The sequence below is a fragment of the Mesorhizobium sp. WSM4844 genome (assembly GCF_055811775.1).
In genome coordinates this window covers 35,510-56,323 of record NZ_JBVVQB010000010.1, presented here as the reverse complement: position 1 = coordinate 56,323, position 20,814 = coordinate 35,510, and the positions used below count along the sequence as shown (strand labels likewise).

Here is a 20,814-nt window from a genome sequence, read left to right as displayed (position 1 = left end):
CAAGTGCGGCGTTGGCTGTACTGTCCAGACGTGTCTTGCAGCCATCAGCGAGACGACCCGTTCGCTCACGCCACTGACCAGCCGCCATCGACCAATACATTCGCGCCAGTGATCATTGACGCGGCGGGCGAGGCCAGGAACACCACCGTGCCGGCGACATCGATCGGATCACCGATGCGGCCGAGCGGGATGTGCCCAAGCACATGGGCATGAAAGTCCGGATCGGCGAGCGAGGGCCGTGTTCCGTCGGTCCAGATGAAGGTCGGCGCGACGCTGTTGACGGTGATCTTGTGCTGCGCCCATTCGGCCGCGAGGCAGCGGGTGAGGTGGTTTATCGCCGCCTTGGTCATGCAGTAGATCGCTTCGCCCTTCAGCGTCACTGTGCCGGCCTGCGAACTGATGTTGATGATGCGTCCGGATTTCTGCTTGATCATCAGCCGTCCGACCGCCTGGGTGGTGAAGAACGTGCCCTTGAGGTTGACGTTCACGGTGAGGTCGAAATCCGCTTCGGTCACGTTCTCCGCGAGGTTTTCAGGCCCGAGCCCGACATTGTTGACGAGAACGTCTATGCGGCCGAAGGCGGCGTGGGCGTCGGCGACCGCTTTTCGCACCGTCGCCAGATCGGTGAGGTCCATCTGTACCGCCAGCGCGCGCCGGCCGATGCGCTCGATCTCGGCGGTGATATCCGCGCCGTCGGCAGCGCTGCGAACGCCAACGATCATGTCGGCGCCAGAGCCGGCGCAGGCGAGCGCGCAAGCGCGCCCGATGCCGCGCGAGGCGCCGGTGACCAGCGCCACCTTGTCAGCCAGATCGAATTTCGGCGTGAACTCGTTTGTCATCTCAACCTCCCTGAGAGTCCTGTCGGGGCGCCGCCCGACAGGGCGGTCTCCTCATCTCTGAACAGTAACTGGGAAGACTATCCGCTCGCGGCGCGAAAGCCAGCCGCAAGAAATTGACGACGGCGGCCGGTTTCGTTGGCAAAAGGCTGCCGTTCCCTGCTATTCCCCCTTTCAGATCAAAAGCAGTGGACTTGCGCATGACCAATGTCGCCTTGACCGGGCTTGCCCGCGATCTCGCCAAGCGTGCCGCGGAAGGCCGACCGGTGCGCATCGGCGTCATCGGCTCAGGCGAGATGGGCACCGACCTGGTGACGCAAGGCATGCTGATGCCGGGCATTTCGGTGTGCGCCGTCTCGACCCGCCGCCCGCACACGGCGCGTGATGCCATCCGCATCGCCTATGGCGATGAGGCGATGGCGCGCGAGGCCGATACGCCGTCGAAGCTCAGCGAGGCGATAGAGAGCGGAAAAATAGCCATCACCTCGAATGAGATGCTGGTCACCAATCCGCTGATCGAAATCGTCATCGACGCTACCGGCAAGCCCGGCGTCGCCGCCGATTTCGACCTGATGGCGATGCAGCACGGCAAGCATCTGGTGATGATGAATGTCGAGGCCGACGTCACCATCGGCTGTTATCTGAAGCAGCAGGCCGACCGCCTCGGCGTCGTCTATTCGGTCGGCGCCGGTGACGAGCCGTCGAGTTGCATGGAACTGATCGAGTTCGCCTCCGCGCTCGGCTACACCATCGTCTCAGCCGGCAAGGGCAAGAACAACCCGCTCAACCACGACGCCGTGCCTGACGACTATCGCGCGGAAGCGCTGCGCCGCAACATGAACCCGCGCATGCTGGTCGAGTTCGTCGACGGCTCGAAGACCATGGTCGAGATGTGCGCCATCGCCAACGCCACCGGGCTGGTGCCCGACATTGCCGGCATGCACGGTCCCAAGGCCGACCGCGATGAATTGGCCAAGGTGCTCATCCCGCGCGCCGACGGCGGCATCCTGTCGAGGAAGGGCGTCGTCGACTACACCATCGGCAAAGGCGTGGCGCCCGGCGTGTTCGTCATCGTCGAGGCCACGCATCCGCGCATCATCGAGCGCATGGACGATCTGCAAATCGGCCATGGACCCTATTACAGCTTCTTCCGGCCCTATCATCTGACCTCGCTGGAAGTGCCGCTCACCGCCGCGCGCATCGCGCTCTATGGCAAGCCGGACATGGTGCCGCTGCCGAGGCCGGTTGCCGAGGTCTGCGCCGTGGCCAAGCGCGATCTGGCGGCGGGAGAGACATTCGACGCGATCGGCGAGACCTGCTACCGCTCCTGGACGATGACAGTCGAAGAGGCCCGCGCCAACCGCGCCGTGCCGGTCGGCCTGCTCGAAGGCGGCAAGGTGCTGAGGCCGGTCAGCAAGGGCGAGCTGCTGACATCAGCCAATGCCGCGCCCGACCCGACCACCAGGCTGTTCGCCTTGCGCCGGCTGCAGGACGAGATGCTGTACGGGGCGGGGTAGTGCGCAGAATTTTGATGCCGGCGGGACAGCGCGCCCCTCTGTCCTGCCCTCTTTGCCAAAACTTGGGATCTCCCCTTCTTGGGGGGAGATTGGCAGCTTCTGGCGGCCACTCACCACTGCGATGTTGGAGATAGGCGAAAGCCGGCGTGACGTCCGATCTCCCCCCAAGTGGGGGAGATGTCCGGCAGGACAGAGGGGGGCGCGAAGGATCGCTACGGAAGTTTGTTATTGCAACTGATCGTCGACCTTCGCCGCCGGCGACTCGCAAAGCCGCCACTACTTCCCCAGCTCGATCGACCGCAGCCGTGCCGCCTCCACCGCTTCGGTGAGCAGTTTTGTCAGCCGGTCCTCGCCCATCAGCACGGCAAGTGCGGCGGCCGTTGTGCCGTTGGGGCTGGTCACCTGCTGGCGCAGCACGCCCGCATCTTCGCCGCTTTCGGCGGCGAGCGAGGCGGCGCCATAGACCGTCTGCACGGCCAGCAGCCTGGCGGTTTTGGCTGGCAACCCGGCCGTCTCGGCAGCCACCGCCAGTGCTTCGATGAAATGGAAGACATAGGCCGGGCCAGACCCTGACACCGCCGTCACCGCGTCCATCAGGCCCTCGTCGTCGATATCTGTCACTTCGCCGCTCGCCGAGAGCAGATCGGCAACGAAACGTTTCGTATCGATGGAAACCAGCCGGTTGGAAAACACCACCATCATGCCCTTGCCGATCGCCGCCGGCGTGTTGGGCATGCAGCGCACGATCGGCGCGCGATCGCCCAGAATGGACTCGAAAGTGGCGACCGGCGTTCCGGCGGCGATGCTGAGGAAGGTGGTGCGGCCATCGTTGAAGCGCTTGTAGGCGGCGGTCACCTCGCGGATCACTTGCGGCTTCACGGCAATGACGGCGAGGGCCGGCACCGCGTCTGCCGGAATGCCGCCGGCATCCGAGGCAGCATTGCAACCCAGCGCTTCAGCGCGCTTGCGCAGATCGGCATTGGGCTCGACCACGAAAACCGCCGCCGGGGGGAGCTTGCCCGATTTCAGCCAGCCGGAGAGCATGGCGTAGCCCATATTGCCGCAGCCGGCGAGAACAAGCCTGATCGTCATGGAAAACCTCCGCAGAGCATTGGGCCCAAAAGTGGGTACCGGTTTTGGCAAAATCCGATGCTCAAACCAAAAGATGTTCTCCCATAGACCCTCGCGACTAGGCGGGGAAGCCCTGTTGGGACCGAGGATCAGGACGGACCACGAACCGCCATCGGCCGCAGCGACACTTGCCTCAGGCCGAACATGCCGAACACGAAGAGCAGCCAGACCGGGTCGGCGCGATGGAAGAAGAAGCTTTCGAGGAAGGCGTTCAGCGCTGCGAACAGCACCACCATCATGAAGAAGTCGCCGAGATAGATGTTCTCCTTGCGCAAGGGAATGCGCATGTAATCGCGCAGCGGCGCGACTAGGAACGTGTAGACCGCCACGCACAGCGCCGGGATGCCCATCAGCACCGCGATGTCGAGATAGCCGTTATGGCCGTGCACGATGGTTCTGATGTCCCAGGCGCGGTCGAAAGGCTGGTCCTGGTTCAACAGCAGCGGCGTGCCCCAGAAGCTCTCGAAGCCATAGCCGGTCCACGGCCGCTTCGCCAGCATCTCGCCGGCGAACTCCCAAAGAGTCGTGCGCCCGGTGTAGGTCAGGTCGGGGAAATAGAGTGCCGCCAGATGCTTCACCGGCGGCAGGAAGACGATGCCCAGCGTGCCGATCGCTGCGGCGATGATGGCCAGCGCGAACAGGATCGGCGTGCCAAGCCGCATGCCGATCAGGCTCGGCAGCACGACGATCAGGATCGAAAACGGCACCAGTCCGGCCGTCGTCTTGGAACCGGTGTGCAGCATGAAGATCATCGCTGCGCAAAAGATCGATGCGCCCCAGAGCCGCTGTCCGCGCCGGTAGAGGTACAGCCCGGCGAAGCTGAAGCAGGCCATGACGGGCCCGGCGATGTTCTTGTGGGTGAACACGCCGCGCCACAGGCCGGCATGTTCCGGCTCCAGCGACGCGGCGGTGTGCAGCGCCTCGTTTGGAAAGACGATGAGCCCGATATAGGACAGGCCCATGACGACGACGATGGTGAAGATGATGACTTTCGAGAAAGCTTCGGCGTCGCGCGGCAGCGCCAGGATCGTCACCATCGTCAAAATGCCGATCAGCGTGAAGAAGGCGGCGCGCATGGCCGACGGCGGATCGGTTGCCATCACCACCGAAAGCATCAGCAAAGCCAGCATCAGCAGCCAGGACGGGCTGAGCAGCGAGCGCACCACGCGCGGGTCGGCAAAAGCCATGAGCGAGAAGACCGAGATCGCGCCAAGCGAGCCGAAGCCGAGCTGGTTGACGATGTCGCCGCCATCGCCGGTCGTTGCGGCGCCGGCCGGCTGGAACGGACGGAACGACACCAGGATGACAGTGAACAGCAGCGCGGCGATCGCGGACGCGACACCGTCGCGTGTGAAGGCCGCGCTGAGCGGCGCGCGTTCAGTTCTTCTCAGGCTGCCGGTATTGCTCATTGGCGTATCCGAATTCGGCAAGCACGCGGCCGACAGCGACATGGATTGGGTATAAGGCCGTCGCCAACGACCCCGTCTGCGCCAGCCTGGCCGCGCCGCGAAACGGCGAGACGGCAAGCAGCGCCAGGCTCTTCAAGAAAACCCTGGTGCCGGCGAACGGCGTGCCGGCCCGCTTCTTCTTCTCGACCAGTGTCGAGATGACGCCGTTGCGCAGGCTGCGGGCACGGATCCAGTCGGCCTCGATGCGCCGGGCCGGAATTGTTTCATGCACTTGCGCTTCGGCGCACCAGCCAAGCACAAAACCTGTTTGTGCCGCCCGGCTCAGGAAATCGGAATCGCCGCCGCCCATGAAGTTGAATTTCAGGTCGAGGAAGGGCGGCCCCATGGCGGTGAGCACGTTGCGGCCGACCAGCAAATTGCCGGAGGAATACAGCGCGGGTACCCGCCCGGTCTGCCGATAAGGTGGCGCAAAGACCGGGTGCTCGGCCCAACTGGCATGGGCCGCGTCGGCAAACACAGGCGTTTGCGGGCCACCGACAATGTCGGCACCGATCGTCTCGGCCGCCTGGCACATGCGCTCGAGCCACTGCGGATCGGCGATCTCGTCGTCGTCGATGACCAGCAGGTGGCTGAAGTCAGGAAAGTGCAGGATAGCCGTCTGCCAGCCGGCATTGTAGGCGCTGCAATTGCCGCGCTCATGCGCGACGATCACCATGCCCGGGATGTCGCCGCGCTCGAACAGCGGCAGTGCCGCCTTGGCGCCGGCGCGCGCCTCGGCTTCGTTCTCGATGACGATGATTGCGAATCGTCTGCCGGTTTCCTGGGCCTTGAGCGATGCCAGCGTCGCCAGCAGTTGCTCGGGCCGTTTGAAGGTCGGCAGCGTAACGACCGCCTCGACGGCAGCGGCGACAAGTCCCGGCGACCGCCCTGCGATCGATACCGAACCGTCCAATGGCAAAGGGATCATCCGTGTCCAGCCCGGGATTGGTGAGTTTGGCTCTCGATAGCATCCGTGATGATAACGTTTCGTTTATCACCTTCGTGGACAAGCCCGCAAATCGGCAACGCCGGGCCACCAAATATCTTCATTTAATCAAGGCTTCACCGCACTTTGTTAGCTGTATCCGCTTAGGATAGGTGAGATGCATCTGCTGTTCGCCACATCGATCGTGCCCGACGGAGCCCTTGCCTCGGGCTACGAGATCGCCAATGCCGCGATCATCGCCGCGTTGCGGCGCGCCGGCGCGCGGGTCACCGTGATCGGCTTCACCTGGCCGGGCAAGCCTGCGAGCGATCCGCAAAACACCATCGTGCTCGGCGCTGTCGATGTGCGCACCGAAACCGCCTCATCGCTGCAAAAGCTCGCCTGGGTTGCAAGGGCGATGCTCTCCGGCCTCACTTTCGCGTCGGTCAAGCTGCGGGTGGTCAACGCCAGCGAGGTCCGCGCCGCCGTCGAACGCGCCGGCCCTTTCGACGGCTACGTCTTGAATTCCGTGCAGTTCGCCGGCGCCTTCGAAAGGCTTTTCGGCGACCGGCCGTCAATCTTCGTCGCCCACAATGTCGAGCATCGTTCGGCGCAGGAGAACGCCGCTGCCGCCGGCGGCCTTTTCCAGCGCCTGCTGTTTCGCCGTGAGGCAAGGCTGCTCAAGACTGTGGAAGAACGGCTCTGCCGCCGGGCACGCTTCGTCTTCACGCTGGCCGAGGAAGATCGCTCAGCGCTCGGCGTCGCCTCCGACGGCCGCTCGGCGGTGCTGCCGCTGGTGACTTGCGCCGAGCCGCCGGTGCAAAAAACCCCGCGCCGCATCGACTGCGACGCGGCGCTGATCGGCACCTGGACCTGGCAGCCGAACCGCATCGGTCTCGACTGGTTCCTGGAAAAGGTGGTGCCGCATCTCAGGCCCGATTTCCGGGTCAGGATTGCCGGCGGCATGCCGTCGGGCCTCGCGTCCGCGCATCCCGGCGTCGAATTCGTCGGCCGCGTGCCGGACGCGCAGGCTTTCGTGCGCAGCGCCGCCGTCATCCCGCTGATCAGCACCTCCGGCAGCGGCGTGCAGCTCAAGACCATCGAAACCTTCGAACTCGGCCTGCCCTCCGTCGCCACCAGCCATTCGCTGCGCGGCATCGACCATCGGCCGGTCAATTGCGTGGTGACCGATGATCCGGTCGCCTTCGCCGGCGCCCTTGAAGCAGCAGTGGCCGATGTCGGGGACGTCGACGGCAGCGCTTTCCACCGCCGGCAGCTGAAGGCGCTCGATGCCGCAATCAGGCTCGGCCTGGAAAAGCTCGGGCCTGTCGGCCAGGAGATGTTTGCATGAATGTGCACAACGCCCACGCCGTTTTCGGGGCCGACAGCTTGAAATCAATCCTGGGCATCCCGGTCCTTGCCATCCGCTGGGACGATGCGGTCGCGCACCTGACCCGGTTGATTGCAGAGCGGCGCTTCACCAAGGTCACCTTTCTCAACGCGCACAACGCCAATGTCGCCTATACGGACCCGGTCGTTGCCGAGGCGCTCGACGATTTTCTCATCCTGCCGGACGGTGTCGGCGTCGATCTGGCGGCGAAACTGCTTTACGGAGCATCGTTTCCGGACAATCTCAACGGCACCGATTTCATCCCTGCCTTCCTGCAGGCGTCCGCCAGACCGCTGACCGTGGGGCTGCTCGGCGCGACCCGTGTCAACGCCGAGGCGGCGTCGAAGAAGCTGGCAGCGCTCGCGTTGCAGCACCGGTTCGTGGTCATCCATGACGGGTATTTCTCTCCCGCCGAGGAGCCGGCAATCGTCGATCGCATCGCCAGATTGCGGCCGGACGTGCTGCTTGTCGCCATGGGCGTGCCGCGCCAGGAATTATGGATCGCGCGCCACATCGACGCGCGCCACTGCACGCTGCCGATCGCCGTCGGCGCGCTGCTCGATTTCCTGAGCGGCACGGTGCCGCGGGCGCCGCTGTGGATGCGTCGGCTCAGGCTCGAATGGCTGTTTCGGTTGTGGATCGAACCGGGCCGTCTCTGGCGCCGCTATGTGGTCGGCAATCCCCTGTTCCTGTGGCGCGTCATCGGCCAGAAATTCTTGCGCAGGCCCGCTGCTGCCGAAAAGCGCCCCAAAGCAGGCCCCGGAGCAGATCATTGAACAACGGGTTCGTGCCGAGCCCTGATCCCGAGGCTGATTTCCTTCCCCGGGCGCCGACGGCGGCGGTCGTGACGGCAAGCTATGCGCCAGATTTGGAGCGCTGCCGCCTGCTGTGCGACACAATCGACCGCTACGTTTCCGGCGTGGCGCACCACTATATTCTTGTCGAGCATCGTGACGTGGCGCTGTTTCGTCAGTTGGAGAACAATCGCCGCACCATCGTCGACGAGCGGGACCTGTTGCCGCGCTGGCTGCATGCCTTCGACGATCCGCTCAGCCTGTTCCGCCGGCGCATCTGGCTCAGCCTGAAGACCAAGCCGCTGCGCGGCTGGCACGTGCAGCAGCTTCGCCGTATCGCGATATCGGCGCACGCCGGCGAAGACGTGCTGGTCTTCTGCGATTCCGACGTGGCGTTCCTAAAACCTTTCGACTGCAGCGCCTTCTGGCGCGATGGCAAGGTGCGGCTGTTCCGCCGCGACGGCGTGCTGTCTGGTGACGGTCATGAGGAGCATCGCATCTGGTCGCGCAATGCCGGTTCGGCGCTTGGCATCGAGCCATCGGAGGTTTCGACCCACGACTACATTTCGACGCTGATTGCCTGGCGCCGCCAAACCGTGACGGCGCTGTGCGCGCGGATCGAGAAGATCCATGGCCGCAACTGGGTCGAAATCGTTGGTGCGGCGCGCAAATTCTCCGAATGCATGATCTACGGCCGCTATGTCGACGACGTGCTCGATGGCGCCGGCCATTTCCATGACTCGGAGGCGTTCTGCCGCGTCCACTGGACGGGCGAGGCGCTGTCGGATGACGAGTTCCGCCGTTTCGTCGCCGCCATGGCGCCGCAACAGGTGGCCATCGGCATGCAGTCCTTCATCGGCACCGATGTCGGCCGCATCCGCCGTCTGATCGGGCTCGATTAGTGCTGGGGTAAAAGCGCGATTACCTCGACCCGCTTCTGCATGACAATGCCGGGACCGAACCCCAAAGTATTTAAGCATCACGGCTGCTCATGGCTCTTCGAGAACCTTGACCGAGACTAGCAATTGCCGCCGCCCTTACACATTCGCTTAAAGTCCAGAGTCTACGCTGATCGTTCCATTCCTTGTGTTTCATTGTCAGGGCGATCGGGCGTGAAAGACTTACGGGCGATTTCGGGACAGGCGGCCAAGGCTTTGGATTCTGCGCTCATGACTCCTCACAGTAGAGGACTAAGCTCAAAGCCCGTTTGATCTGAGTATTGCCGGGGGGACGCGCTGCGCGGGTCCTGCAGAGAGGAAGGCCGAGATGCCCAACGCGAATGCGGTTCCAAAAACCGCAATGCAAAGATTTCTCGACGCAGTCGAAAGAGTGGGGAACATGGTTCCTCATCCGGTCGTCATTTTCCTGATCCTGATTGCAATCGTCATCGTCTTGTCGGCGCTCCTGAGCGCCTTCGGCGCCGCGGTGACGTTCGAACGCATCAATGCGGATACGCATGAGATTGAAACGGCGACCACCGAGATCCGTAGCCTGCTGAGCATTGAAGGCATACGCTTTCTGTATGCCTCGCTCATTCCCAACTTCATGAGCTTCACTGCGGTCGGGCTGATGATCGCAGCAATGGTCGGCGCCGGCGTGGCGGAGGAATCCGGCCTGGTCACCGCGCTGATCCGAAAGCTCGTAGTCGTGTCACCGGCCTGGGCCCTGACCTATATCCTCGCCTTCGTCGGCATCATCGCCAGCGTTGCCGCCGACGCGGGTTATCTGGTCCTGATTCCGCTGGCCGGTATCGCTTATCTCGCAGTCGGGCGTCACCCGCTTGCCGGTCTCGCCCTGGGTTTCGCCGCTGTGGCAGGTGCCTTTACAGTCAATATGCTCATCAAGCCGCTTGATGCAGTGCTGGTCGAATTCACGAACGATGCGGCGCATCTCGTCGACCCCAACAGATCGATCGGCTTGGCCTCGAATGTCTGGTTCTCCATAGCATCCGTGCTGTTTCTGACAGTGATCATCGCGTTCATCTCCGACCGCATGATCGAACCGCGGCTCGGGGTCTACAAGCCCGAGAAGTCCGGGGATGGAACGGTTCCCGATCAGAGTGCGGGACTGTCCGAAAGAGAATCCCGCGGATTGCGCTATGCCTTATACGGGCTGATCGGCCTGATCGTCGTTTTTTGTTTCCTGACACTGCCGTCTTGGGCGCCGTTGCGAAACCCCGAAACCGGCGAACTGATCGGCAACTCGCCCTTCATGAACGGCCTGATCGCGCTGATCATGCTGATCTTCCTGGTGACCGGCTGGTCGTACGGCATCGGAGCCGGCACGCTGCGCACCCTGACCGAGGTCATCGGCGCGATTGAAAAGTCGATCAAGAACCTGGGCGGGACGATCTTTCTGTTCTTCGTGCTCAGCCAGTTCGTCGCTTACTTTACCTACACCAACATCGGAACGGTTATGGCGCTGAGCCTGTCGGGTGCGCTGCAAGCTGCAAACATAGGCGCATTGCCCCTTCTGCTCGGCTTCATCCTCGTGGTCGCGATCATCGATCTGCTGTTGACTGGAGCAATCGCGAAATGGGCGATTTTCGCTCCGGTCTTCGTGCCTTTGCTGATGAAACTAGGCGTCGAGCCGGAAGCTGTTTTGGCGGCTTATCGTGTCGGTGACTCACCGATGAACGCGATTACCCCGCTCAATGCCTATTTTGCTCTCGTAGTTGGATTTGCCCAAAAATACGACAAATCCGCAGGCGTTGGCACGATCGTATCGCTGATGCTTCCCTACGTCCTGTGGATGTACGTCCTGTGGACGGCACTCTTCGCGGGCTGGCAGGCGTTTGGCCTCCCATGGGGCCTGTAATGGCTGATCCACCACGATGCGAACAGCACTCAAATCTTGGAGGAGGTAAGATGAGCGAAGTTCCGATTCCCCTCGATGTCGCTGCCGCCGAAGAGCACCTGATGCGGTTCCTTTCGATCGAAGGTGTGACCGGATACGAGGCCAATATCGCGGCGGCTGTCAGTGACGCACTGAAGGCCGTTGGCGTGCCAGCTTCGGCAATCCGCTTCGATGACGCCAATACCCGCATTGCGTTGCCAACCGAAACTGGCAATCTGATTGTAGATCTGCCCGGGACGCGCAGCGCACCAAGGCTGCTGTTCTCCACCCATCTTGACACAGTGCCGCTGTGCGCCGGGGCGAAGCCCCGAAGGGAAGGCGATCGCATCGTCTCCGACGGCACGACAGCACTCGGAGGCGACGCCCGCACCGGTGTGGCGCTTCTGGTTGTGCTTGCCGAAACGCTCATCAGGCACAAGCTACCGCATCCGCCGATCACGCTGCTTTTCACGGTACGGGAAGAGAGCGGGCTTCACGGGGCGCGCGAGTTGAACCCCGCCGATCTCGGTGGCCCTGTCATGTGCATCAATGTCGATGGGCAACTCGCCTCCGATCTGATCATCGGCGCGGTCGGACAGGAAAACTGGGAAGTCGAGATCAAGGGCCGCGCGTCCCACGCTGGCGTGGCGCCCGAAAAGGGCATATCGGCGACGCTGGTAGGAGCGATCGCCTTGACTGAGGCGCGGCAGGCAGGCTGGTTCGGCAAGGTTGTGAAACCCGACGGCCGGGGAACCAGCAATGTCGGCATTTTCGGCGGGAGGGATGGAAAGCCCGCGGGCGATGCAACCAATGTCGTTACCGACTACGCATCCATCAAGGGAGAGGCTCGCAGCCCCGAGGCAGCTTTCGCAACGAAGATCGCCAAGGGTTACGCAGATGCCTTCGGCAAGGCGAAGGGGCAGGTCAGAGATCATGAGGGCCAGACGGCAGAAGTAACGTTCAGCCACCAGACCTCCTACCCTCCTTTCAAACTCGCAGAGGACAGCCTGGTCGTGACGCGGGCCACCAAGGCGTTGAAGATGCTGGGCATCGAGGCCCGCTGTCTCTTCTCCAATGGCGGGCTGGATGCAAATTGGCTCGACAAACATGGCATCCCTACCATCACCATCGGTGCGGGCCAGGCCGAGATCCATACCATCAAGGAATATGTGAACCTTGCCGAATACGAGAAGGGCTGCCGCCTGGGCGTACTTATGGCGACACTGGAAGAGTAGCAGTCATGCCGCGGGTCGGCCGTAGGGCCGGTGAGGAACCAAGCGATTGAGCCCCATAGCGTACACTGCCACCATCATCGCAGCCGTCGTCGTCCTGTTCGTCTGGAACCGGTTGCCAGTCGTCGTTGTCGCGATGGCGACGGCCACCGCGTTGTGGGCAACCGGCGTCCTGACGATTGATCAGGCGCTCGGCGGCTTCGGTGATCCCGCAGTGATCTTCATAGCCTCCCTCTTCATCGTCAGCGCCGGCCTCGACGTGACGGGCGTCACCGCCTGGGCCGGGCAACTTCTGATCCGTGGCGCAGGCGAAGAGAGCCGCGCCCGCCTGCTGCTGCTGACGATGAGTATGGTCGCGCTCCTTACAGCGCTGATCAGTGTCAATGGCGCCGTGGCTGCACTCCTGCCAGTGGTGGTCGTCATCGCCGTCCGCCTGAAGCGAAATTCGGCCCAGCTGCTCCTGCCTCTCGTTTTTTCCGCGCATGCCGGCTCAAAGTTGGCTCTGACGGGATCGCCAGTGAACGTGTTGGTGTCGAACGCGGGCAGCGACGCCGGCGTGGGCAGCTTCGGCTTCTTCGAATTCGCGCTTGTAGGCTTGCCGCTGCTGGCAGGAACGATGGCCATCATCATAGTGTTCGGAAAACGGCTGTTGCCCGAACGCAACGGCGCGACCATGCCTGCCGACTTCAGCCGCCATGCGAAGACGCTCGTCGAGCAATACGGCCTTGCCAGCGGCGTCTACCAAATGCGCGTGCGCGCAAGTTCGCCGTTTATCGGCATGCCCGCGTCTGCGATCGAGTTGGGCACCTATCCCGACCTGCAAGTCGTCGCCGTTCAGGAGGGTGAAACGGCCAGCCCGCTTCGCAGACCTGTTATCGCCGAGGGGGATCACCTGCTGCTGCGGGGCGACGCCGAGTCGGCCGCTGCGTTCGCTGCCGACAAACACCTCGCATTTAGCGAGTCGGCGGCGCCAGGGCAGGGAGAGGAGACGCTGTTCAACCGCAGCTCGGGCCTCGCCGAGGTGGTGATTCCGCCACGCTCCGGCCTTATTGGCCAGAACGTTTTCCCGGGCATGGTCACCGAGAGCGGCGACCTGATCGTCCTTGCCGTGCAGCGCGCCGGCGCAGAGGTGGTCGCCACCAACGCAACACGAGATGCAGGAGGTATCGTGCTGCAGGCCGGGGACACGATGCTCCTGCAGGGAACGTGGAAAGCTCTCGACCACCGCCTCAAGGATCCGGATGTCCTGGTCGTCAATTCGCCCGAACTGGTGCGTCGTCAGGCGGTGCCGATGGGGCCGGGTGCCCGCCAGGCCGTTGCCATTCTGATCGCGATGGTCGTGCTCCTCGCCACGGGCATCACCCCGCCAGCGGTAGCCGGCCTGCTCGCCGCCGGAGCGATCGTCCTGTCGGGGATCATGAGTGTCGATCAGTCCTACCGAGCCATCGATTGGACGACCGTGATCCTTGTCGGCGCGATGATGCCGCTGTCCACCGCCATGGTCGAGACAGGCGCCGCGAAACTGATGGCAGAGCATCTGGTGTCGCTGGTCGGCGACGCCGGTCCCATTGCCCTGCTCGCCGGCCTGTTCGTGCTGACTGCCATAATGGGGCAGCTCATCAGCAACACCGCGACTGCTCTCATCGTCATCCCGATCGGGGTCGCAGCCGCGCTAACCATGGGTATTTCGCCCCGTCCCGTGCTCATGAGCACCGCCGTGGCGGCGGCCGCAGCATTCCTGACGCCGATCGCAACCCCCACGAACCTGATGGTCATGGGTCCCGGCGGTTACGCTTTCGGTGACTACTGGAAGCTTGGTCTACCGCTCATGCTCTGGTTCTTTGTCGTGGCCGTGCTCATAGTGCCGATGATCTGGAGCTTCTGAATTGCCATGAATGCCCGCTGGGTTCCGGTTCTGCTGGGCATCATCTGCGCAATTCTCCTGCTGGCCGCGCTCTATTTCGCCGACGCGATCATTGCGCCGGTCGCCTGCGCCCTCTTTATCATCGCGATCGTCTGGCCGGTTCAGAAACGGCTGCAGGCACGCCTGCCGCAGCTTCTGGCGCTCGCCATTGTTGTAACGCTCGTCATGCTGGTCTTCATCGTGTTCGCGTCCGTCGTGGCCTGGGGATTCGGTCGGATCGGCAGATCCGTCATCGCCGAGACGCCGCGGCTTCAAGCGCTCTACGAACAGGCGACAGCCTGGCTGGAGACGCACGGGATCGCCGTTGCCGGCCTATGGGCGGAGCATTTCAATGTGCGCTGGGCTGTGGCGGCGATGCAGGGCCTGTCAGCACGGCTGAACACGACGATCTCGTTCTGGATCGTGGTACTGATCTACGTGCTGCTCGGCCTGCTCGAGGTCGGCCCGCTGGCGCGCAAAATCCCCAGCATCGTCAGCGGCGAGGCTGCGCGCATCCTGATCGTCGGCGGCGAACGCACAGCCGCCAAGCTGCGCCGGTACCTGGTGATCCGAACGATCATGAGCGTTGCAACGGGTGGCATGATCTACGTGTTTACCCTGGCGCTTGGCCTGCAGCTTGCCACGGAGTGGGGCGTCATCGCCTTCACTTTGAATTTCATCCCCTTCGTCGGCCCGTTCGTCGCAACGCTGCTGCCGACCTTCTACGCGCTGGCCCAGTTCGAATCCCTGTATTCCGCACTTTTCGTCTTTGCCTGCCTCAATCTCATCCAGTTCGCGATCGGCAGTTATGTAGAGCCGCGTTTGGCCGGCAAGGCGTTGGCGCTGTCGCCCTTTCTCGTGCTGTTTTCTGTCTTCCTTTGGATGTTCCTCTGGGGCCTGTTCGGCGCCTTCATCGGGGTCCCGATAGCAATTGCAGTGCTGACCTTCTGCGCCCAGTCTCCGTCGGCCAGGTGGCTCGCCCAGTTGTTAGGCGCCCCTGACGATGAGGTGGGAAGCGCCCAAGGTAGATACGGAACATGTGGATAGGGAACAGTAAGAGCAGCCAGCCCCGGAAATTAACCTTTCACGCGGGCTCGGATTAGACCGAGAACAGTCATCAGAACGACGCCACCGAGCAGGCCCGATACGCCGACCCCGATCAGGACGGCAGGGGTAAGCCCGCCCAGCCCAATCGGCGGCGTTTTCAGCGTGCCCAACCAAGTGGCCAATGCCGGGAATCTGCGCAGCTACGAAGGTCAACGCAAAACCTCCGGCCATGCCGGCCAGAACGGCTGCGATCTTGGTAAGTTCAACGCTGGGCCACCACCACCGCACAGCGAGTGCCCCCGCCGCGCCGCAGAGCATCTCGATGGCGATGGCTATGACAGTTTCGGTCGGGGACAACTGTCACTTTCTCCAGCACGAACGGGAGCGGCGATGCCGCCTACGCCGACGGCGCCGAACCGGCTTCTGCGGAATGGCGCTTGAGGGCGTCGCGCAGAACCTGCTCCTTGGTCTCGTCGAGCGAGGTCTTGAGGACGATTCCACCGAAGCCCTGGATCTGCTTCAGAACCTTGTCTTCGGTCATCTCCTGGATCAGCAGGAAGAGCGCGGCATTGCCTGGCACGATGCTTGCCGACAGATCTTTCATGAAGGCATCATTGATGCCGACATCGGTCAACGCGCCCCCAAGCGCACCCGAAGCCGTGCCAACCGCCACGCCTATAAGCGGATTGAGGAATAAAATCCCGATGAGCAATCCCCAGAAGCTGCCGGAAACGGCGCCGGTAGCCGTGGTGTTCATAAGCTGGTTCAGCTTGACCTTTCCCGCCTCAGTCTTGGTGGCGATGACAGCGTCGCCAAGCTTGATCACATATTCCTTCTGTAGACCGAGCAGGGTTTGGCGGACTTCTTCAGCCTTCGCCTCGGTGGGATAAACAATGACGATGAGGGTTGACATGGAGGCTCCTGTCGACGGCAGCCATTAGGGCTGCGTAGGGGGTGCCGTATTTTAGGGCGTCCAGCACCTGAAGAAATCGGCATGGAGTCCTGCTTATGTGCCCCATGTCTCTTTTTCGCAGCGCCGGGGCATCGATTGACTGATGTCAAATCCGTTTCCAGTCTTGCCACAGCCTGAGGCAACTAACTTGGCCTCACGCTTCATCATGCCGGCGTCGCTGGCGAAATCGGGCGATAGGCCGAGGGAACAGGAGCGCTTTGGAGAATATCGTCCGATGTAGGACGAGAGGCACAGTTTTGGAATTCTGGGCCAATGGCAAGGCGGCCAGAAGACGCTATCGTCAACAACGGAAGCGGAAGCATCCTAAGCTGTAGTCACGGTCCATCTGATGATCTCCGATCGTTCCTTTCTCCATCAATGACCGCTCAAGCCGAAGCGACCTTGATACACACAAGGACTTGATCATGTCGGACCTATACAAAAAAGGCCTCGACCGTCGCGATCTGATAATAGCATCCATCGCGACGGTTGGCGCGGCGGCCGCCTTCGCGGCCAACGCTGGTTCTGCAACCGCCCAGGACGTAGCGGCTCCCTCTGCCGACGCCGCATCCGGTGGGTCTCAGGGAACGGTCTATACCGGCGAAGTGATCCAGGGGAAAAAGGTCGTCAGTGCGCTCGACGTCAGCGACCTGGAAGCCGGGCAGAAGCACCTCTTGTACTTTCAGGGCGTGCAGATGCCCACCGGACAGTATTGGTATGTGTCCGTGGCCGTCGCCAAGGGGGCAAAGCCGGGCAAGCGCGTCGTTCTGACCAGCGGTGTGCATGGCGACGAGATGAGTTCCGTGCATACGATCCTGACCGTGATGAACCAGCTCGTTCCGGCGGAAATGTCGGGCACGGTGATGGCGGTCACGGACATTGCCCGCCCGGCTATGGAAGGCATGCAGCGCAGATGGCCCAATTCTGGCAGGGGCGCCGGCCTGATCGACATGAACCGGGAATGGCCCGGGAACGAGAACGGCTTCACCGCGCCCAGCCGGCACGCCGGGCTGCTGTTCAACCGGCTGCTGCGGCCGAACGCCGACGCGGCGATCGACTTCCATACCGGGACAAGCGGATTCGAAGTCACCGCATTCAATATTGCAAGCATGGATGTGCCCGAGATCAGGGCTATGGTGGAACTCTACCCGGTCGGCCAGATCTTCGACAATCATACATATCCCGGTGTCCTGCATAACGCGTTTGTCGACGCGGGTATCCCGTCTTTTTGCCCGGAGGTCGGCGCTGCGCGCGTCCTCGATCTCGAGATGATCCCCCTGTTCGTGGAGGGCACGATGAATGTCCTCAAGCATCACGGCATCCTGGCCGGCCCAATGGGACGGACAGGCAAGGACGTGGGTGTTTTCTTAGGCAACAGCGCGGTTCCGGTCGTGGCAACCCAGGGCGGGTTTATCGAGCATCTGGTCAAGCTCAACGACAAGGTCGAAGCCGGACAAAAGGTGGCCATCCAACGCAACAGCTTCGGCGAAGTCGTCGCGGAATATACGAGCAGCGTTAATGGAGAGATTGCCGGCCAGCGCAGCGAAGTACCGTGCGAGCCTGGCGACCCCTTGGCATTCATCCTTTTCCACAAGGCGGGGCCGGATGACGGTGAAACTTACCCAGAGTGAGTACGCCACGACAGCGCCGAGAAAGGCGCCAACTCCGACTCCTGTGGTGGCAAGGACGGCAACACGCAGGCGGGAGGCAAGGACGGCAACACGCAGGCGGGAGGCAAGTTTTGTTTTCTACTCATCTCGAACTTAGCTTCGATGGAGAGAGGTCATGACCAAAGAGTCCTGAACTTTGTATGGTTGCCCCTGAGATATGGGCCGCCACCGTCTTTGCCTTGACAAGGCAGCCGAGGACGAATTGTTCTCGAAGAGCCCGTCGATATGGAGGAAGTCTTATGCGTCGTCTTTTGTTCGCTTGCTTTGGTGTAGCTCTCAGCTTCGTTCTCCCTGTAGTTTCGTCAACGCCCGCCCATGCAGTCACGATAAACATCAATATCGGCACCAGCCTCAATAATGGCCGTGCCATCACTTGTCGTGACGGCGAGCGAATCTTGCGCAATCGCGGCTTCAGAGACATTCGACGTGTCGATTGCCGCGGGCGGTTCTTCGTCTATCGCGCCAGGCGCGGCGCAAGCCGTTTCGAAATTGCAGTGAGCGCGAACAATGGCCGCGTCGTCGATCTGCGTCGCCTTAGAAGATAATGGTTTGGGCTATCTTCCAGGGTCTGGATTCCGTTAGACTCAGCCTAAGGACTCGATCGTTACGCCGTCCTTGCAAGTTTGCTGTCCGTTAAACGCTGAGGACCAATGGGTTGCGCGCGATCCTGACAAAGCTCGCACACTCATTCCTCGCGGCAGGGATACTGGTAGCGACCCTTGCGTTCGCGGTCTCTCTTACGCCCAGCCTTATACCACGATCCTATCTGGTCCAGGGTGTGCTCTCGGGACTTTCGGCTGCTCTCGGATACGGCATCGGCTTCGTCGCTTATTCGCTGTGGACCTATCTCGAATTGCCGCAGCTACGGGACCGAACCCTGAAGGCGACGAGAATTGCAGTCGCCGGCACGTGCGTTGTGATTGCCGCTGTCTTCCTTTGGAGAACTCTGGAATGGCAGAATTCGATCCGCGTTTTGATGGATCTCGCTCCGCTGGACACCGCGAGTCCGCTCAAGACAGGGATTGTCGCTGTCGTCGTATTTGCGACACTCATGTTGTTGGCACACCTTTTCAGGCACACCTTCCTGGTGTTCTCCGGCTGGCTTGGGCGCTTCGTCCCGAGGCGGGTCTCCCATCTTGTCGGCGGCCTGCTGGCGGTCGCGCTGTTCTGGTCGGTCGTCGAGGGACTGGTCTTCAGATTGACGCTTCGGATCCTGGATTCTTCGTTCCAGGAGATGGATGCTCTCATTGAAGATGACCTCAGCAGGCCCGCGCAATCGATCAAGACGGGAAGCGCGGCTTCTTTGCTGTCATGGGAAGAACTCGGCAGGCAGGGCCGCAGGTTTGTCAGTTCCGGTCCAACAGCGGCAGAGATAACCACTTTCTTCGGGGAAGGGGCTGTGGACCCTATTCGGGTGTATGTCGGAATGAGTTCGGCCGACACTGCGGATGAACGCGCGAAGCTGGCCTTGCAGGAATTGAAACGTACCGGCGCGTTCGAGAGATCCATACTGATCATCATCGTGCCGACTGGTACCGGCATGATTGATCCGGCTGCGCTGGACCCGGTTGAATATCTTCACAGGGGCAATGTCGCGAGCGTCGCAATGCAATACTCTTACCTCGCCAGCTGGTTATCCCTCCTGGTCGAGCCGGACTACGGTGCGGAGGCCGGCGACGCGCTGTTCCAAGAGGTCTACACCTACTGGTCTTCGCTTCCACGCGACGCCCGCCCGAAACTCTACTTGCACGGCCTAAGCCTCGGGGCGATGAACTCTGAACAGTCGGCGAACCTTTACGATGTCGTCGCAGATCCGTTTCAAGGCGCCTTGTGGAGCGGGCCACCTTTCGCAAGCCGCACCTGGCGATCCGTTACCGACGGCCGCAATTCCGGATCGCCCGAATGGCTCCCCCGCTTTCGCAACAGCTCGATCTTCCGGTTCACCAATCAGAACGATGCCTTGGACATTCCAGACGCGGAGTGGGGACCGATCCGGATAGTCTACCTTCAATATGCCAGCGATCCGATAACCTTCTTCGACGTCGCCACGCTTTATCGAGAACCCGATTGGATGAAAGAGCCGCGCGGACCCGACGTATCGGAGCAGGTTCGCTGGTATCCGCTTATCACGATGCTGCAACTGACGGTCGATATGGCAATAGCGACGACGTCTCCAATGGGCTACGGCCATGTCTTTGCACCGCAGCACTATATCGATGCGTGGCTGGCCGTAACCGATCCGCCGAGCATTACACCTGGAGACGTTGCTCGGCTGAAGGTCCTTTTCATCACGCGCGGGACGACGCCTGTCAGCGGATAAATCTCAGTTTTGTCATTGTTATAAGTAGGAGAAACGCCGTGAAGCTGCTGTCAGCCCTTGTTGCCGCAGCCATGTGCTGCCTAGCGTCGCATGGCGCGTTTGCTACGGATGTGAAACTGTCCGGCAGCGCCTTCTACCGGGAGCGGATTGCGCTACCCTCAGATGCCATTCTCCTTGTGGAATTCATAGATCTGGCCAAGCCAAAAAACGCCCTGGCCGCAACTGCGGTGGCGCCGGCCGGACAAGTTCCCATTGCCTTTGGCCTGGTTGTCGATTCAAGCAAACTCTCGAACGGAGAGGCCTATGCGATACAGGCCCGCATTGAGGTCGGCGGCTCCGCCTGGTTCGCCAGTGCCGAGCCGACCCCGTTTGATCTGGCGAGAGCGGGAGAAATGTTTTCAATCCTCCTCGTTCAGGCAGGCAGTAAGGATGCAGAGGAGGCTTCCGGCGTCTCGCTGGCAGGTACCGAATGGAGGGTTTTAAAGCTGGAGGGCAAGAAGGCCCATACGAACGTGACGTCGACGCTTATTTTTGATGCTGATGGCGCGGTGAGCGGCAATGGTGGCTGCAACGCTTTTCGCGGCGACGTCGATATAGAAGGTACGACAATGAAATTTGGCCAGCTGGCATCGACAATGATGGCCTGCGAAGATGCCAAGTCCGTTCAAGAGGCGGTCTTCCACGCAGCGCTTTCGCAAACTGCGGCGTATTCGGTACAGGATGGAAATCTGATGCTCGTCGATGATGCAGGTAAGACCATCGCTCGCCTGGGAGCGCCGTGAGGCGGCTAAGCTGACGTTAGCGCGGACTCGTG

17 protein-coding genes are annotated in these 20,814 nt (G+C 61.9%); 12 read left to right on the top strand and 5 right to left on the bottom strand.

What is annotated here, in order from left to right:
* Nucleotides 1–65 precede the first annotated feature (65 nt).
* Nucleotides 66–839, bottom strand: coding sequence for an SDR family NAD(P)-dependent oxidoreductase (locus AC0L2A_RS11070; RefSeq protein ID WP_091595146.1), 774 nt, complete (start codon nt 837–839; stop codon nt 66–68).
* Nucleotides 840–1,036: 197 nt separating this feature from the next.
* Here AC0L2A_RS11070 and AC0L2A_RS11065 point away from each other — a divergent pair, with 197 nt between their 5' ends.
* Nucleotides 1,037–2,353 carry an NAD(P)H-dependent oxidoreductase gene (locus tag AC0L2A_RS11065; RefSeq protein WP_473608791.1) on the top strand — a complete coding sequence of 439 codons (1,317 nt, stop codon included), beginning with the start codon at nt 1,037–1,039 and terminating at the stop codon, nt 2,351–2,353.
* A gap of 276 nt (nt 2,354–2,629) precedes the next feature.
* On the opposite strand, the gene proC is transcribed toward AC0L2A_RS11065, so the two are convergent.
* The 3 genes from proC to AC0L2A_RS11050 form a co-directional block, all read right to left on the bottom strand.
* The gene (gene proC, locus AC0L2A_RS11060; protein WP_473517491.1) at nt 2,630–3,445 is read right to left on the bottom strand and encodes a pyrroline-5-carboxylate reductase; all 816 of its coding nucleotides are present in this window, start codon (nt 3,443–3,445) and stop codon (nt 2,630–2,632) included.
* A gap of 128 nt (nt 3,446–3,573) precedes the next feature.
* The gene (locus tag AC0L2A_RS11055) at nt 3,574–4,893 is read right to left on the bottom strand and encodes an O-antigen ligase family protein (protein ID WP_473519335.1); all 1,320 of its coding nucleotides are present in this window, start codon (nt 4,891–4,893) and stop codon (nt 3,574–3,576) included.
* On the bottom strand, nt 4,862–5,860 hold the full coding sequence (locus tag AC0L2A_RS11050) for a glycosyltransferase family 2 protein (RefSeq protein ID WP_473511366.1): 999 nt from the start codon (nt 5,858–5,860) through the stop codon (nt 4,862–4,864). Before AC0L2A_RS11050 ends, AC0L2A_RS11055 begins: the two co-directional genes overlap by 32 nt.
* Nucleotides 5,861–6,035: 175 nt before the next feature.
* On the opposite strand from AC0L2A_RS11050, the gene AC0L2A_RS11045 reads away from it, so the two are divergent.
* The 7 genes from AC0L2A_RS11045 to AC0L2A_RS11015 all read left to right on the top strand — a co-directional run bounded on the left by AC0L2A_RS11045 (nt 6,036) and on the right by AC0L2A_RS11015 (nt 15,058).
* Nucleotides 6,036–7,208 carry a glycosyltransferase gene (locus AC0L2A_RS11045; protein ID WP_473608790.1) on the top strand — a complete coding sequence of 391 codons (1,173 nt, stop codon included), beginning with the start codon at nt 6,036–6,038 and terminating at the stop codon, nt 7,206–7,208.
* A complete protein-coding gene (locus AC0L2A_RS11040; RefSeq protein WP_473608788.1) occupies nt 7,205–8,023 on the top strand; it encodes a WecB/TagA/CpsF family glycosyltransferase in 819 nt (272 codons plus the stop codon). Before AC0L2A_RS11045 ends, AC0L2A_RS11040 begins: the two co-directional genes overlap by 4 nt.
* Nucleotides 8,020–8,943, top strand: a complete 924-nt coding sequence (locus AC0L2A_RS11035; protein WP_473608787.1) for a DUF6492 family protein — start codon at nt 8,020–8,022, stop codon at nt 8,941–8,943. The genes AC0L2A_RS11040 and AC0L2A_RS11035 overlap by 4 nt, the downstream gene beginning before the upstream one ends.
* Nucleotides 8,944–9,307: 364 nt before the next feature.
* Nucleotides 9,308–10,858, top strand: a complete 1,551-nt coding sequence (locus AC0L2A_RS11030) for an AbgT family transporter (protein ID WP_473608786.1) — start codon at nt 9,308–9,310, stop codon at nt 10,856–10,858.
* A 50-nt stretch (nt 10,859–10,908) separates the two neighbouring features.
* Nucleotides 10,909–12,111, top strand: a complete 1,203-nt coding sequence (locus tag AC0L2A_RS11025) for a M20/M25/M40 family metallo-hydrolase (RefSeq protein ID WP_473608785.1) — start codon at nt 10,909–10,911, stop codon at nt 12,109–12,111.
* Nucleotides 12,112–12,157: 46 nt separating this feature from the next.
* A complete protein-coding gene (locus tag AC0L2A_RS11020) occupies nt 12,158–13,993 on the top strand; it encodes an SLC13 family permease (RefSeq protein WP_473519336.1) in 1,836 nt (611 codons plus the stop codon).
* A 6-nt stretch (nt 13,994–13,999) separates the two neighbouring features.
* Nucleotides 14,000–15,058, top strand: a complete 1,059-nt coding sequence (locus tag AC0L2A_RS11015; RefSeq protein ID WP_473608783.1) for an AI-2E family transporter — start codon at nt 14,000–14,002, stop codon at nt 15,056–15,058.
* Between the two features lie 397 nt (nt 15,059–15,455).
* On the opposite strand, the gene AC0L2A_RS11010 is transcribed toward AC0L2A_RS11015, so the two are convergent.
* Entirely contained in the window at nt 15,456–15,971 is a 516-nt protein-coding gene (locus AC0L2A_RS11010; RefSeq protein WP_091595172.1) for a DUF1269 domain-containing protein, read from the bottom strand.
* A gap of 464 nt (nt 15,972–16,435) precedes the next feature.
* Here AC0L2A_RS11010 and AC0L2A_RS11005 point away from each other — a divergent pair, with 464 nt between their 5' ends.
* The 4 genes from AC0L2A_RS11005 to AC0L2A_RS10990 all read left to right on the top strand — a co-directional run bounded on the left by AC0L2A_RS11005 (nt 16,436) and on the right by AC0L2A_RS10990 (nt 20,782).
* The gene (locus AC0L2A_RS11005; RefSeq protein WP_473608782.1) at nt 16,436–17,641 is read left to right on the top strand and encodes a M14 family metallopeptidase; all 1,206 of its coding nucleotides are present in this window, start codon (nt 16,436–16,438) and stop codon (nt 17,639–17,641) included.
* A gap of 278 nt (nt 17,642–17,919) precedes the next feature.
* Nucleotides 17,920–18,225, top strand: coding sequence for a hypothetical protein (locus tag AC0L2A_RS11000; protein WP_091595177.1), 306 nt, complete (start codon nt 17,920–17,922; stop codon nt 18,223–18,225).
* Nucleotides 18,226–18,335: 110 nt separating this feature from the next.
* Nucleotides 18,336–20,000 (top strand): alpha/beta hydrolase, encoded by a 1,665-nt coding sequence (locus AC0L2A_RS10995; protein WP_473608781.1) that lies wholly within the window; start codon nt 18,336–18,338, stop codon nt 19,998–20,000.
* Between the two features lie 38 nt (nt 20,001–20,038).
* Entirely contained in the window at nt 20,039–20,782 is a 744-nt protein-coding gene (locus tag AC0L2A_RS10990; RefSeq protein ID WP_473608779.1) for an META domain-containing protein, read from the top strand.
* Nucleotides 20,783–20,814: the final 32 nt, after the last annotated feature.

Coding starts and splice junctions, on each gene's coding strand:
- AC0L2A_RS11070 (WP_091595146.1), bottom strand. CDS start 839: ATGACAAACGAGTTCACGCCGAAATTCGATCTGGCTGACAAGGTGGCG.
- AC0L2A_RS11065 (WP_473608791.1), top strand. CDS start 1,037: ATGACCAATGTCGCCTTGACCGGGCTTGCCCGCGATCTCGCCAAGCGT.
- proC (WP_473517491.1), bottom strand. CDS start 3,445: ATGACGATCAGGCTTGTTCTCGCCGGCTGCGGCAATATGGGCTACGCC.
- AC0L2A_RS11055 (WP_473519335.1), bottom strand. CDS start 4,893: ATGAGCAATACCGGCAGCCTGAGAAGAACTGAACGCGCGCCGCTCAGC.
- AC0L2A_RS11050 (WP_473511366.1), bottom strand. CDS start 5,860: ATGATCCCTTTGCCATTGGACGGTTCGGTATCGATCGCAGGGCGGTCG.
- AC0L2A_RS11045 (WP_473608790.1), top strand. CDS start 6,036: ATGCATCTGCTGTTCGCCACATCGATCGTGCCCGACGGAGCCCTTGCC.
- AC0L2A_RS11040 (WP_473608788.1), top strand. CDS start 7,205: ATGAATGTGCACAACGCCCACGCCGTTTTCGGGGCCGACAGCTTGAAA.
- AC0L2A_RS11030 (WP_473608786.1), top strand. CDS start 9,308: ATGCCCAACGCGAATGCGGTTCCAAAAACCGCAATGCAAAGATTTCTC.
- AC0L2A_RS11025 (WP_473608785.1), top strand. CDS start 10,909: ATGAGCGAAGTTCCGATTCCCCTCGATGTCGCTGCCGCCGAAGAGCAC.
- AC0L2A_RS11015 (WP_473608783.1), top strand. CDS start 14,000: ATGAATGCCCGCTGGGTTCCGGTTCTGCTGGGCATCATCTGCGCAATT.
- AC0L2A_RS11010 (WP_091595172.1), bottom strand. CDS start 15,971: ATGTCAACCCTCATCGTCATTGTTTATCCCACCGAGGCGAAGGCTGAA.
- AC0L2A_RS11005 (WP_473608782.1), top strand. CDS start 16,436: ATGTCGGACCTATACAAAAAAGGCCTCGACCGTCGCGATCTGATAATA.
- AC0L2A_RS11000 (WP_091595177.1), top strand. CDS start 17,920: ATGCGTCGTCTTTTGTTCGCTTGCTTTGGTGTAGCTCTCAGCTTCGTT.